The sequence below is a fragment of the uncultured Bradyrhizobium sp. genome (genome assembly GCF_936928535.1).
GTDB lineage: Bacteria > Pseudomonadota > Alphaproteobacteria > Rhizobiales > Xanthobacteraceae > Bradyrhizobium.
Window position 1 is genome coordinate 68288 of the sequence record NZ_CAKZHY010000168.1, and the last position, 14058, is coordinate 82345.

The 14058-nt window shown below is 62.2% G+C and carries 10 protein-coding genes; 4 read left to right on the forward strand and 6 right to left on the reverse strand.

From position 1 onward, the window contains the following. Positions 1-13: 13 nt before the first annotated feature. The 4 genes from Q0687_RS32100 to Q0687_RS32115 form a co-directional block, all read right to left on the reverse strand. Entirely contained in the window at positions 14-556 is a 543-nt protein-coding gene (locus Q0687_RS32100) for a tripartite tricarboxylate transporter TctB family protein (RefSeq protein ID WP_298885790.1), read from the reverse strand. A 128-nt stretch (positions 557-684) separates the two neighbouring features. Then, the gene (locus tag Q0687_RS32105) at positions 685-1659 is read right to left on the reverse strand and encodes a tripartite tricarboxylate transporter substrate-binding protein (RefSeq protein ID WP_298885792.1); all 975 of its coding nucleotides are present in this window, start codon (positions 1657-1659) and stop codon (positions 685-687) included. A gap of 233 nt (positions 1660-1892) precedes the next feature. Then, positions 1893-2687 carry an enoyl-CoA hydratase/isomerase family protein gene (locus tag Q0687_RS32110; protein WP_298885794.1) on the reverse strand — a complete coding sequence of 265 codons (795 nt, stop codon included), beginning with the start codon at positions 2685-2687 and terminating at the stop codon, positions 1893-1895. Between the two features lie 86 nt (positions 2688-2773). After that, positions 2774-3973 carry an aminotransferase class V-fold PLP-dependent enzyme gene (locus Q0687_RS32115; protein WP_298885796.1) on the reverse strand — a complete coding sequence of 400 codons (1200 nt, stop codon included), beginning with the start codon at positions 3971-3973 and terminating at the stop codon, positions 2774-2776. A 211-nt stretch (positions 3974-4184) separates the two neighbouring features. On the opposite strand from Q0687_RS32115, the gene Q0687_RS32120 reads away from it, so the two are divergent. Then, complete coding sequence (locus tag Q0687_RS32120) at positions 4185-7181, forward strand: FAD-binding and (Fe-S)-binding domain-containing protein (RefSeq protein ID WP_298885798.1); 2997 nt, start codon at positions 4185-4187, stop codon at positions 7179-7181. After that, positions 7174-7602: a heme-binding protein gene (locus Q0687_RS32125; RefSeq protein WP_298885799.1), complete on the forward strand. Its 429-nt coding sequence runs from the start codon at positions 7174-7176 to the stop codon at positions 7600-7602. The genes Q0687_RS32120 and Q0687_RS32125 overlap by 8 nt, the downstream gene beginning before the upstream one ends. A 90-nt stretch (positions 7603-7692) precedes the next feature. Here the strand turns inward: Q0687_RS32125 and Q0687_RS32130 are convergent, their stop codons facing one another. Together Q0687_RS32130 and Q0687_RS32135 are read right to left on the reverse strand one after the other, a co-directional pair. After that, positions 7693-7908 carry a hypothetical protein gene (locus tag Q0687_RS32130; protein WP_298885801.1) on the reverse strand — a complete coding sequence of 72 codons (216 nt, stop codon included), beginning with the start codon at positions 7906-7908 and terminating at the stop codon, positions 7693-7695. A gap of 781 nt (positions 7909-8689) precedes the next feature. Next, a complete protein-coding gene (locus Q0687_RS32135; RefSeq protein WP_298885803.1) occupies positions 8690-9313 on the reverse strand; it encodes a hypothetical protein in 624 nt (207 codons plus the stop codon). 136 nt (positions 9314-9449) lie between these two features. Here Q0687_RS32135 and Q0687_RS32140 point away from each other — a divergent pair, with 136 nt between their 5' ends. Together Q0687_RS32140 and Q0687_RS32145 are read left to right on the forward strand one after the other, a co-directional pair. After that, a complete protein-coding gene (locus tag Q0687_RS32140; RefSeq protein WP_298885805.1) occupies positions 9450-12026 on the forward strand; it encodes a hypothetical protein in 2577 nt (858 codons plus the stop codon). A gap of 1590 nt (positions 12027-13616) precedes the next feature. Further along, on the forward strand, positions 13617-13877 hold the full coding sequence (locus Q0687_RS32145) for a hypothetical protein (protein WP_298885807.1): 261 nt from the start codon (positions 13617-13619) through the stop codon (positions 13875-13877). Positions 13878-14058: the final 181 nt, after the last annotated feature.

Genomic DNA, 14058 nt, shown 5'->3' on the forward strand with positions numbered 1-14058 from the left:
GGCTTGCGTCCGCCTAGTAGCCGAAGGCCGCTTCGAGCGGGCCCTTCGGCATGATGACGTCGAAGGCGACGTCGAAGGTGGCGAACATGATCGCCGTGAACACAAGGGCCGTGAGCAACGACTTCCACAGTGCGATCTTGCCGATCGCCCGCATGAAGCCCGCGATCAGCAGGAAGCTTCCGACATAGAGGCCGAGAAATTGCGTCACCAAGCAGAACAGCAGCGTCGGCACGAACACCGCCAGCACGCGATACGCCTGCGCGCGCGTGACGAAAGTTTCGGCGGATTTGCGGCGCGAGAGGAGCGCGGCGATCAGGCCGTAGAGACTGCCACCACCCAAAATGACGGAGAGATAAAATGGGAAATAGCCGGGCTCAGGCCCGGTCGCGTCCCAGGACGCGCCAGTGCGCCAATTGTCGTAGCCAAGCATTGCGGCGAGCGCGAGCAGCAGCAGGCAGACGACACTCTCGACGGAGCCGGAGGAGACGACGGAGGGCGAGTCGTCTTCGGGCGCGGTCGGATCGTCGACGACGATTTCAAGATCGGTTTGAGACATGCCTATGCCAGGAATGATGCGGCCAATTCGCCCGCTCCCCGCTTGCGGGGAGAGGGTTGGGGTGAGGGAGAGTTTACGCGGGCACGGTGAGAACTGGACTCATGAGTGTCCTTCTCACCCGGAATAATCTATTTCGCGACGAATCCGGCTTCCGTCATCAGCGCCTTGTTCTGGGCATCGTCTTCCTCAAGGAACTGCACCATGTCCTTGCCGGTCAGGAAGATCGGCTTCAAGGCCTGTTTCTCCATGTAGTCCTTGTATTCCGCCGTCTGGGTCACCTTGTGGAACAGCTCGACATAGAATGCCTGCTGCTCCGGCGTGACCTTCCCGGGCAGGAACATCGCACGAAGCATCAGGTACTGCACGTCGATGCCCTCCTCTTTGCAGGTCGGAATATCAGCCCAGGACTGCGTGTCCGTCACCTTGGCTGCGTAGGAGATGCGCTCCTTGTCGAACACGCAGAGCGGACGCACTTGGCCAGCACGCCAGACCTCAAGGTTTTCGGATGGATTGTTGACGTTGGATTCGGTGTGGTTGCCGACGAGCTGGGTCGCGGCCTCACCGCCGGACTTGTAGGGAAGATAGGAAAATTTCGCGCCGGTCTTCTGCTCCAGAAAGACGGTGAGCACGTGATCCTCACGCTTGGAACCGGTGCCGCCCATCTTGAACGGCGAGCTGGCCGCCTTTGCAGCTGCGACGAATTCCTTCACCGTCTTGGGGCCGGCGCTGTTGTCCCACAGCACGAACTGGTCGAGGGCGATCACCGAGACCGGGGTCAGCTCGCGCCAGTTGAACGGGATCTTGGCCGAGAGCGGCAGCATGTAGATCAAGGAATAAGCGATCAGCACCTTGTTCGGGTCGCCCTCGCTGGACTTCATGTACATCAGCGCTTCGGCGCCGGACGCACCTCCCTTGAGTGAGACTACCATGGGCTGCTTCATCAGATTGTTCTTCTGGATCGCGGCCTGCATCATCCGCGCCATCTGATCGGAGGCGCCGCCCGCGCCCGCCGCTACCACGATCTCAACCGGTTTGGTCGGTTCCCAGCCTGCGAATGCCGGCGCCACCCAAAGCGAAGCCAGCAGCACGGCCGCGGCCCTCATTCCATGTCCCACGCGCGTCTACTCCAAATTCTAGTCTAAGTTCTTGTTCGGATTTGCAATTCGCGATGGCGAAAGGCAACCTGCATTGTGCTGGCGAACGCCGCCGAGTTCAAGCGGCCGGGCACCGCACTGCCTATGACTTTGGGATGAGGTCGATCGCAGCGGGGCCGATCCGAACGAAAAGCGCGGGCCCGTTGCCGAGCCCGCGGGCAATTCGACGTGCGAGGCGACCGCTACTTACCCTTCCAGCTCGGCGTGCGCTTGTTGAGAAAGGCATCCATGCCCTCGCGGAAATCCTCGCTCAAATAGGCCTTGAGGATCAGGTCCTCGCCCTGTTCGCGCGACAGCGTGGGACGGATGCGACGCACGGCTTCCTTGGTCGTCTCCAGCGTCAGCGGCGCATGGCTTGCGACCAGCCTTGCGGTCTCATCGGCGCGGCGCTGCAGTGTCTCGACATCAGGCACGATTTCGGTGAGCAGGCCGAGCGACAGCGCTTCCTGTGCGTCGACGAGGCGCGCCCGAAAGATCAGGTCCTTGGTGCGGGCCGGACCGACCAGCGAGACAACGCGGCTGATGTTCGACATCGACAGGCAGTTGCCGAGCGTGCGCGCGATCGGAAAGCCCATGCGTGTCGTTTCGGTTCCAATGCGAAGATCGCAGCAGGCGGCGATACCGGCGCCGCCGCCGGTGCAAGCGCCAGCAATGGCCGCGATCACGGGTACGCGGCACTGTTCGAGCGTGCCGAGCACGCGGTCGATCCGCGCCTCGTAGTCGAGCGCATCCTGTGCCGTTTTGAAGGCACGGAACTGGGAAATGTCGGTGCCTGACGCAAACGCCTTGTCTCCAGTGCCGGTGAGGATCAGCGCCTTGATCGAACGATCGGCGTTGATCTCCAGGCAGATCTCGGCCATGCGGTCATACATCGCGAAGGTCATGGCGTTGCGCGCCTGGGGGCGGTTGAAGGTGATCCGCGCGATGCCGTCCGTGACGGAGTAGAGAAGGTCTTCGTTCGTCGCTGGTGCGTTCATCGCGCGCTCACTTCTTCTTCAAGCTAGCTCACTTCTTCTTCAAGCTAGATGGATCAGGCACCTTGGGCCTTAAGCCACCTCGGCATTTACGCTACCTGGGCCTTGGCCATCGGCACCGCATCACGTCCTTTCAGGACGTCCATGGCCGCCAGCACGCCACCGCTCCGGTGCGGAATCTTTGCAAGATCGAGGCCCATCTCGACGCCGGCCAGCGTGCCCATCAGCATCAGGTCGTTGAAATGGCCGATATGGCCGATGCGGAACACCTTGCCCTTGACCTTGTTCAGGCCGGTGCCGAGCGACATGTCGAAGTTTTCCAGCACCACCTTGCGGAAGGCGTCGGCATCGAAGCCGTCGGGCACGCGCACGCCGGTCAGCGCCGGCGAATGCGCGGAGGGATCGATGCACTGCGTCTCCAGGCCCCAGTCCTTCGCCGCCGCGCGCGTCGCGGCGCTGTGGCGCTTGTGGCGCGACCAGACGTTCTCGAGGCCTTCTTCCTCGATCATCTTCACCGCTTCGCGCAGGCCGTAGAGCAAATTGGTCGCCGGCGTATAGGGGAAGGTGCCGAGCTTGTTGAAGCTGATCACCTCCTGCCAATCCCAATAGGAGCGCATGCCGGGATTGGCCTTGGCAACCGCGAGCGCCTTCTCCGAGACGGCGTTGAAGCCGAGGCCGGGCGGCAGCATCAGGCCCTTCTGCGAGCCGGCGACCGAGACGTCGATGCCCCAGGCGTCGTGCTCATATTCCATCGAGCCGAGGCCGGAGATGGTGTCGACCATGAGCAGCGCCGGATGCTTGACGCGATCAAGCAGCTTGCGCACCTCCAAAGGCGGCGTGACGCAGCCGGTCGAGGTCTCGTTATGGACAACACAGACCGCCTTGATGGCATGCTGCTTGTCGGCGGCAAGGCGCTTCTCGATCTCGGCGAGATCGGCACCATGACGCCAGTCGCTCGGGATGAAGTCGACGTCGAGCTTGAACTTGTCGGCGATGCCGCGCCACAGCACGGCGAACTGGCCGGTCTCGCACATCAGAACCTTGTCGCCGGGGGCGAACACGTTGACCATCGCCGCTTCCCAGGCGCCGGTGCCCGATGAGGGGAAGATGATCACGGGCTGCTTGGTGCGGAACACCCGCTGCATCGAGGCCAGCACCGCAAAACCGAGCTCGGCGAACTCCGGACCACGATGGTCCAGGGTCGGCATGTCCATCGCCCGCAGCACGCGGTCGGGCACGTTGGTCGGTCCTGGAATCTGTAAGAAATGCCTTCCAGTATGCACGGTCATAGGCGTCCTTCCCGGTCTTTGAGGCTGTCTTGCTCGAACGTGGCCCGCATTGAGGGCTCCAGCGAGCCGCTCGCATATCACTATTCGCCGGGCTTGTCCCTCGCCCAACGGGGTCCGTCAATGCACAAGAAGCAGGGCTCGCTTGCCAACGGCCGAGACGGGAGGCAAGACGGTGCCCGCGAACAGGCGAGAATGGGTCATGGCGGCGGAAATGGCTGGAAAATCACCGGAATCGGTCCAAACGGACCGTCTCGCGGCTCGTCTTGCCCGCGACATCACCGGCGACATCCTGTTCGATCGCTTCAGCCGCGGCCGCTACGCCACCGACGCCTCGTTCTACCAGATCATGCCCTCGGGCGTGGTCGTCCCCAGGACCATGGACGAGGCCCTGCGGGCGCTGGGGATCGCCCGCGACGAGGGGATCAAAGTCACCCCGCGCGGCGGCGGCACCTCGCAATGCGGCCAGACCGTCAATGACGGGCTGGTGGTCGATCTCTCAAAACACCTCAACAAGATCCTGTCGCTGGACGTCGGAGGGCGGACCTGCGTCGTCGAGCCCGGCATCGTGCTCGACGACCTCAACCGGCAGCTCAAAAAGCACGGCCTGTGGTTTCCGGTCGACGTCTCCACGGCCTCGCGCGCCACCATCGGCGGCATGGCCGGCAACAACTCCTGCGGCGGACGCTCCTTGCGCTACGGCACCATGCGCGACAACACGCTGTCGATGGAGGCCTCGCTCGCCGACGGCACATTGAGCCGCTTTGGCGAAGTGTCGCGCGATCTCTCCGACGTCGAGGCTCCCGGAAGCGCCCGCGCCCTCTTCCGCGACATGCTCGATCTCGGCGTGCGCGAGGCCGACGAGATCGCCGCGCGTTTTCCAAAGGTCCAGCGCCGGGTCGGCGGCTATAATCTCGATGCGCTGGTGCCGCGCAACGCGCGCAACAACATGGCGCACCTGTTGGTCGGCTCGGAAGGCACCCTCGCCTTCACCACCAAGGTCGAGTTGAAGCTGTGGCCCGTCATCCGCAACAAGGCGCTTGGCGTCTGCCATTTCGGCAGCTTCTACGAGGCGATGGATGCCGCCCAGCATCTGGTGAAGCTGAAGCCGATCGCGGTCGAGCTGGTCGACCGCACCATGCTGGCACTCGGCCGCGATATCGCAATGTTCAAGCCGATCATCTCGGCCGCCATCAAGGGCGATCCGGACGCCGTCCTGGTGGTCGAATTCGCCGAGGAGGACCAGGCCGACAACCTTGTGCGCCTCAAGCAGCTCAGCGCGCTGATGGGCGATCTCGGCTTCGGCTGGAACAACGAGCCGCGCAAATGGGGCGGCGTCGTCGAGATCACCGAGCCCGCGCTGCAGAGCGGCATCGCCGATTTCCGCGCCGCCGGCCTCAACGTCATGATGTCGATGAAGCAGGAGGGCAAGCCGGTCTCCTTCGTCGAGGACTGCGCCGTGCCGCTGCCACACCTCGCCGACTACACGGCGCGGCTAAACGAAGTCTTTGCCAAGCACGGTACCAGCGGCACGATGTATGCCCACGCCTCCGAAGGCTGCCTGCATGTGCGCCCCGTACTGAACCTGAAGCTGGAAAAAGACGTCAAGGCGATGCGCGCCATCGCAGAGGAGGCCTTTGCGCTGGTGCGCGAATACAAGGGCTCGCACTCCGGCGAGCATGGCGACGGCCTGGTGCGCTCCGAATTCCACGAGAGCATGTTCGGCGAGCGCCTGGTCGCCGACTTCCGCGAGGTGAAGCGGCGCTTCGACCCCGACGGCGTGCTCAATCCTGGCAAGATCGTCGACGCGCCCAGCATGGACGACCGCTCGCTGTTCCGCTTCAAGCCGGACTATCGCGTTGGCAAGATCAAGACAAAACTGGACTGGTCCGCCTATCCCGGTGCCGGCGGCGGTTTCCAGGGCGCCATCGAGATGTGCAACAACAACGGCGCCTGCCGCAAGCTCGAGGGCGGCGTGATGTGCCCGTCCTATCGCGCCACGCGCAACGAGAAGGACGTCACGCGTGGGCGTGCCAACACGTTGAGGCTCGCGATCTCAGGCCAGCTCGGCCCTGATGCGCTGTCCTCAGACGAGATGATGGAAACGCTGAAGCTTTGCGTCTCTTGCAAGGCCTGCCGCCACGAATGCCCAACCGGCGTCGACATGGCCAAGATGAAGATCGAGGTATTGGCCGCACGCGCCGCCTCCCACGGTGTGAGCTTGCACAATCGCCTGGTCGGCTATCTGCCGCGTTATGCCGCCCTCGCCGCGCGCTTCGCGCCGCTAACGAACATGCGTAACCGCAGCCCACTCTTGCGAAAACTGTTCGAGCGCTTCGCCGGCATCAGCGCGCGCCGCGCCCTGCCCGCGTTCCGCAGCGATGTGTTCGTGCCGCCGGCGGAAATGGTCGGACCAGAGACCGGTCGCGAGGTCGTGCTGTTCGCTGACACCTTCAATAGCATCTACGAGCGCGAGAATCTCGACGCTGCGCTGCGCGTGCTGACGGCCGGCGGTTATCGTGTGCATTTGCCGAGACCTGCGAGCGGAAGTCGCCCGCTCTGTTGCGGCCGTACCTTCCTCTCCGCCGGTCTCGTGGATGAAGCCAAGTCCGAGCTTGACCGTCTCGTGGCTGCCTTTGCACCCTTTGCCACGCGCGGGGTGCCGATCGTCGGCCTCGAGCCGAGCTGCCTGCTGACGCTGCGCGACGAACTGGCTTCGCTGCGCAAGGACAACGATACCAAGGCCGTCGGCGCGCATGCGCTGACCTTCGAGGAATTCCTGGTGCGCGAGGCCGAAGCCGGCCGGCTGCAACTGCCGCTCGGAAGCATCGCAGAGAAAGCTGTCGTGCACGGCCATTGCCACCAAAAATCCTTCGGCGCCTTCAGGTCGGTCGAGCAGGTGCTGCGCCTCGTGCCGGGCCTTGAGGTCAAGACCATCGAGTCGAGCTGCTGCGGCATGGCGGGTGCTTTTGGTTATGGCGCGGACACCTACGATGCCTCGATCGAGATGGCCGAGCTGTCGCTGCTGCCGGCGGTGCGCAAGGCTGACCCGTCCACGCTCATCGTCGCCGATGGCACCTCCTGCCGCCACCAGATCCACGACGGCGCTGGCCGCGAGGCGCTTCACGTCGCCCGCGTGCTGGCAATGAGTCTCGATCGCGCCGACGCTAATTCCACCTCTCCAGCTGCAAAGGAACCCAGCAATGGCTGACCTCAAGCTCGACACCGCCCGCAAGATCCTCGACGCCGCGTTCGCCAAGGCGAGCGAGCTCAAGCTCAAACCGCTCGTCGTCACCGTCCTCGATGCGCGTGGCGTGCTGAAGATCGCCGCCGCGCAGGACGGCACCAGCCTGATGCGTGCCGAGATCGCCCACGGCAAGGCCTATGGCGCGCTCGCCATGGGCCTCGGCTCGCGCGCCCTGTTCCAGCGCGCGCAGGAGCAGCCCTATTTCATCGACGCCATAAACACGATTGCCAAGGGCGCGCTGGTGCCCGTGGCCGGAGGCGTACTGATCATGGACGGCACGGTCCTGCTCGGGGCCGTCGGTGTTTCTGGCGATACGTCGGATAATGACGAGGCCTGTGCCATCGCAGGAATTCAGGCGGTGGGCCTGAAGGCCAACGCGGGGTAGCTGGGCCGCCTCGTTAATCTCGGCTCAAGCGCTCGACGACGCGATGAAGAATGTCGGACATCGGCCGCGAGTTCCACTCGGTAGATCAATTCATAAAGGAGAAGGACATAGCCAGGAAGCAATGCTCTGACCGAGAATTCCTAACTGCCGGCGGCATGATACCTGCACGGTCGCCCCTTCTCGCGCAACTGCTCGATCGTCAGTTCCTCGTCCCGCGCCGATTTTGTCGTACTGCTCGTAGATGTCGAAACGCAGAAAATCGATGAACTTGCTGACGTGCTTCTGCAGCAGGCTGAGATCGATCATGCGCTGGTCCTGCACCATGAACCTGACGAACAGGTTTGCGATGCTTTTCGCTTGCCGCTGCGTTTTGCATCCCGGTGCTTGTCCGCGCCATTCTGCTGAGCGACGCGACCCGCCAACTGCGTGAAGTCGGCTATCGGAATGAATTGCGGATCATCCGCGCGTCGACCTTCGGCGGATCGGCGGGGCGATCCACCGACGGATCTACAACAGATGAAGGCGGCTTCGGTGGATCGCCCTTTTCGAGCAGCATGCGATCCACCAGCCCGTGGTTTTGGATCCTCGCTCCGCCGTAACGCCGGTCGGGTTGGCCAGCTCTCGCAAAGATAGGTCTTGGCCCACGGCAAGATTCTTAGCGGTCGGCCAACCGACAACAGCCGCGATCATGCCCCTCAGGATGCAGTGCTTCGTAGGGAGGAGTTCGTTGACGCGGAGCATGGCGAGGTGCTCCTAAACCGCCTCGATGGTCTCAGAGAGCCATGCGCTTGCGATCCTAGTCACGAACGACGGCCCTGTGCATTAGCGCCCCGGCCAGGCCGGTTTCGCGAGGATTTCAGGCTGGACAGGCGATCTACTCAGCCAGATTTCGGTCCCATGACGGACCAGAAAAACCTAACGAAATCAAGGCAACACCGATGCCGTGCGTAGCACCTCGGTGCAGCATCCCGCAAGCTCGGCGGACGGCAGCCTAAGTGAGAGTGGTACGCAATGCTCTGGCGGAGATCCCAACCTCGACATCTCCATGATGTTGGGTATCAGCCGTTTCCTTACGATCCTACAACGCCTAGATCCCGGGAGGACGGCGCGGCGGAAAGCCCGCGAAGGGCCGCACTAACCCCGAAGCAAGCTGGTTTTCGCGAGTAGCTCGCCCTGCCTGCCCTTCGCCGTCCTCGGCCACAGGCACAACGGCCGCCACGTCGGCGGAAACCACGTCTGGAGCTGCGCTCGGTCGCTCCTCAAGGTCCCGGTCCGCATCCTCACCCTTCGACGCGCGCACGCGGTCTCCGAACGTCTTGCGCAGGGAGGCAAGCTGCGTCACGGTTACCCGGCCGCCCCATCCGCCATCCCGACCGTGCCAGTGAAGCCCCGCCGACACGAGCACCTGGCGGTTCACCGACGAGGCGTTGCGCCCGAACTTCACGAAAACCGTAGTACCGTCTTCGCTGACCGGATCTGCCTGGAACAACCCGTCGCCCAGCTTTGACACCCTCGAAACGAGCAGGTGGATCGGCACTTGGCTAAGATCCAGCCTCTCCGCCATGGTGCCGACCAACTCGGTGATCTTGGCCTTGTTCGAGGCGGCCAAATCCGAAAGCTCCTGCCCGATGCGGGCATGGTCCCTCTGCAGTTGCGCCAACTTGCTGTTGTTAAACTCGATTTCACGGATGAGCGTAGCAGCCTTCTTCATGGAAATTGTCCTCCATCCATCCTGCTACGAGACCATGGATGCTGGGGAAACACCAAGACCCAGATTCTGTTCGGTCTCCGGGGCTTCCGACTTGTCGACACGCTCAATATATTAAGTTGGGAGAAGGGACAGCGACTTGGCAATTCCGTACGCACGAGCGAAAGCAATTTGGCTGACCGATACCGGCGGCGTGACGCAACAATTCGCCTATACTGGCCGAACCATCATGATGGATCCTCGGCCGGAGATCGCGGCGTTCGACTACTCGGCTTTGCGGGATGATCTAGCTCACGTGGAGGTGCTTCTCCCTCCCGATACACCTGCAATGTACCTCGACCCTGCGGCACTTGCATATGCTCTCGACGTGAAGGAAATTCAGAAGGTGCGGACGCCGCTTTCGCAGCGCGAGCGTCTGCCCCAAGTCGTCATGTCGACCGTTATCGCACTCCCTCCCTCGTTCGAGGTATCGGGACAAGAAGCCCTCACGATTGCCCGGAGGATCGCGCTTTATCCGTGCAAATCGCACCGCGTCCCGATCCACATCGCGATCCACAGCGCCTTCATCAACCGCCATGCTCACGCGGACATCGCCCTTCGCCCGATGGCTCCGGATGGTTCGCTAGGCCTGAAGATTCCCGATTTCCTTGCACGATTTCGAGCCAAGCGCGCCAAAGCGGACCCTGTGGAAGGCACGGGCTGGCCCGACATCAGCTGGGAGGTCCAACAGAGCTTCTTCGCCGAACGTGGGATCGATCTGGTTGTCGACCCGCCTGCACCAGTCTCCGAGTACCATTTCGACGCTGGTATCCCCGATAAGATCACTGCGGAATGGATCAGGGATCAACGTGTGGCACAGCGCTACATCAACGTCCGCATGATCAAGACAAGTCCCACGCAATCGATCGAGAAGATTGCCCGGGGACGTTCCGCGATCCGCGTTGCAGAGCTGCATCGGCTGTGCGCACGATTTATCGATAACGAGGAGGATCGGCGCGCCCAGGTCGATCGCATTCTGGCCGATCAAAACATCGTTTCGCTGTCCGATAGGACCGGGTCCGGAATGCCTCGCTACGTCACGACGCAGCGCGTGGCGCGCATCATCGATAAAGCGCGCCAGCTGATCGAACGCGACGACCGCAAGATGATCGCCGTCAGCGGCGCCGACCACGATGCAGTCGTCCAGCAGCTAAAGTCTGTCCATGCGACTGGCGATCGCCAGCACGAGGCGCCACTGATCTTGGGCCGGATGCTCTCGGATTGCGCACCTCTCGCCAACGCGCTCGCGAATCGACATCCGGTTGTCGGCACGGTCGACATGATCATGGGGAAGCCCTCCAAGCGGGCGCGTGGTCGCTGGAGGCACGTCAATTTACGGGGTAAACGGGACATCATCGTTCCGCATGCCGAGCTGATCGACGACCGAAGTCTGGCTCGCCTGATTCTTGCCGCGGACCGCACCGGATCAAAATTGCTCTTCGGCCACGACCAAAGCCGCGAGAGCGGCATCGTCCGCTCATTTCTTGCCGCTCACATCGCAGATCGGCAAGATCCTCAAGCCATCCGCCCTCGGACTCATGAGGGGCCAGAGGTGATCGAAAGACTGCTTCGTTCCGGGTTGGTGCGTCATGCTATCGAAGCAATGGTCGACCTCGAGCTTCTGCAATTCGGCCTCCATTCCGATTTCAACTTCCAAAGGCCGCCTTCTTTTGCTGTGGTCGACGCGTCGCGGATCGAAGACGTCGGCAACGCGATTCGGATCAATCGTGTTCGGGCGGGACTTATCGAGAAGGCGGAGACCCTCACCGGGCCGCGAGGCAAGGTCGAGCTCTCACTCGGTGAATGGATGGTCACCACGGGAACAACGGGTCTTCCGGACACCATGGACGCGCACCAGCTCGCGCAAATTGTTGCCATCGACCCGGCCGCCAACTGGATCGATGTTCTCCGTTATGGAGACGTCGCCCGGCTTGACTTCGGGAGCGATCCGGCGATCCGGCCGGCCGCCGCAATCTCAATCAGAGCTGCATGGGATGCACCGCGGGATTCGGACTTCGTTATCGAACTGGCCGATCCCGGTCGCGTTTGGGCCGGGTTATTGCTGGCTGCCAACCGCAGCGGACATGTCCGGATTTACGTCGATCCGTCGATCGCTCGAACCCACACCGAATTGATTGACGCAGCCCGCCGTTCACTTCCGGCCGCTCCGCCGTCATATCGAAGCTTGCGGCTGGCCAACGACGCGGCGATCAACAGCATGCTCGACGATTTTGATCCCTTCCCGGAGTACAAAACAGCCGAGCCGGAGCCAGCCCCGCCGCCTCCCGTTGGATTTAACGAGAACGTTCGTCACCGAATTATGAAAAGCCCTCAAACACGATTGGCTTACCGGCTTCTTCACGGACATGTCTCGCCGCGAAACACCAATTGCCATGAAAACGTCCAGCATTCGTTCGGGCTTTGCAGCAGCGAACTCACGAAGATGGTGATCTTGGCCCTAGCAGAACAAGATGTCGTTCCTGACTTCGACGACGCCGACTTTCCTCTTGAGTTGGCCGAGCTTGAGTCCAAGCATTGGTCTCCGTGGGATCTGTACAAATTCGAACTTGATCTCAACCTCATGACCGTCCGGGCAACCGGCTGGGGACTGTTGCCACCACTCGGGCCGGATGGCTATAGACCTCGCGCCGCAGTCGATGAGCGAACCGAACCATAGCCCTCGCTCGGAGGCGGACGTGTCATGGGCTGCGCGTCGCGCAGCCAGGGTCACCTCGCCCACCGAGTAAGCGCTTCGTCGCCTCTTGCACTTGCGACAGCGATCAGGATGTCCGCCAACGCTGCTGGCTGGGAAATGAACGGCGAGCGCCTGCTCTCGATATCATAAATCTTGGTTGGATTTTTAAACGCGAATGCGTCCGCCTCACGAATGAACCTGGCTTTTAACGTCCTGATATAGTTGCGCGGCACGCTGGCAGGCCGACTATCCAGCAGCCGATCGACAGCGACAGGCTGCGGCTGAGGGGAATTTCCGACTTGCTCGCACTCCGCGCGCTGCAGGTCAGCATTCCGCCGCATGCAGGCGGTCCGGCCAATTCTTCACGTTTCGAGGGCCTTGGCGGCGCCCGGTTCTCCGCTCGAAACCACCGATCGTTCGAGACATTCTTCTATTTGTCAGGCGACGTCAGCGACGGGGAGAACCCAGCTGACGCGATCATAAATGCGATCCCACCTGGCGCCAGCGTCAACAACGCACACTTGGCCTCGATGCATAGTCGCTGGCGCAAGTTTCCAGCTGTGGACCGGGAGGTGAGGCCTCGGTCCGAAACAGGACGCTCGTCCACGTCGGTGGCCTTGGGCGGCATTGCTGTTGCCGGAAGGGACATCAAAGGGCCCCCCTAAGCCTTCGCATTGTCTGGCGCACCTTGAGACGTCGTCCAGGGCCAGCGTTCCATTGAGTTGCTGACCATGATTCGTCTGGCGTGCGTGTGTGCGACTGCGCGTAGAATGATTAGGTGCGCCGCTAAAAAAGTAAAAAGGCTACGACCTGCAGGGATTGCAATGCCCCAGAGACGGCGTCGGTATCGCAGCCGATCTATGATCGTGATGGATCCATCGCTGGCCGTTCACGATTGGCCGTCAAGACCAGCGCCTCGGTAGGAGAGCGGAAAACATCGAGCTTTCAGCGCTTGAAAGCGGGGGTTCGACGGATGCGATTGTCAATCCGTCTTCAACTAATGGGCGCCGATCCCCCGGATTTGGGCGTCAATACAAACCTTATCCTTCCCACTCTGCCGGCCAACCGAGCTGTGCCAGATTGAGCGATACGCTCTCCTCCAGTTGCTGGCGACGACGCTCGACCTTGCCCTTGGTGGCGTTCTTGTCACGCGTATGACCGCCTTGAACGTCGACCCCTCGATGCCGACGCAGGCGATACGAAGACGTCGTGCTACACGGGTTGCTCGAAATCTAAGTTATCGTTCGTCTACAATCGGAAAAAATCACTCTTCCGCGGAGGCTCATTTCGGAAATAGGCTCTGCCCTGTTCTCCGCTGCTTTGACGAAGCTTCCGTCCCCCTCCGGTCGAGGCAGGCAGATCGGCGACACAAAGGGAGTACCTCTATCGGGGTAGCACGACGGACAGCCCTGGCTCTTAAGATCGTTTAACCATACCCCTTCAGAGCAGCTGGCGTTCCGAGGTTGCAGCTGCCATATCATTAGTCGCCTTCGCATACCGTGCGAGGCGGCCGCCGCCGGTGTTCGAGCACCAAACGACGGCCTAACCACAACCGACTTAACGGAGTCGACTATGGCTAAGACGCAGTATAGCGCCGATTCGGCGCCCCCGCCCCACGCCCCCAGCGCCCTGAACACCGTCGGGACCCAGAACTTTTCCGCGGTTTGCCTCATGGGCACGTTGCTGACCATCAAGGCCTATGCCTTGACGGACGCGAACGCCGACGTCAGCGCCTACATCGGCAAGACTGACGATCTCGGCCGCCGGCTGCCGGAGCATGTCCCTATGCGGAAGGCCCGCCCGAGCGACACCGCCACCCTCTCCATCGACTAGACCGGATCCTGAAGCCGACGCCGGCGGCGCACACCGCGCAACCGGCCGGATCGCCTAAGGCGTCGATGCTTGTGACGGCACCGCATGCAACCGCATGCTTGGTCGCGCCGCGAGCTACCGACGCCTTAGCGACAGAGCGCGCCGCCTGCACCGGCAAGCGTCAGCGGCGCAGTCCAACCAG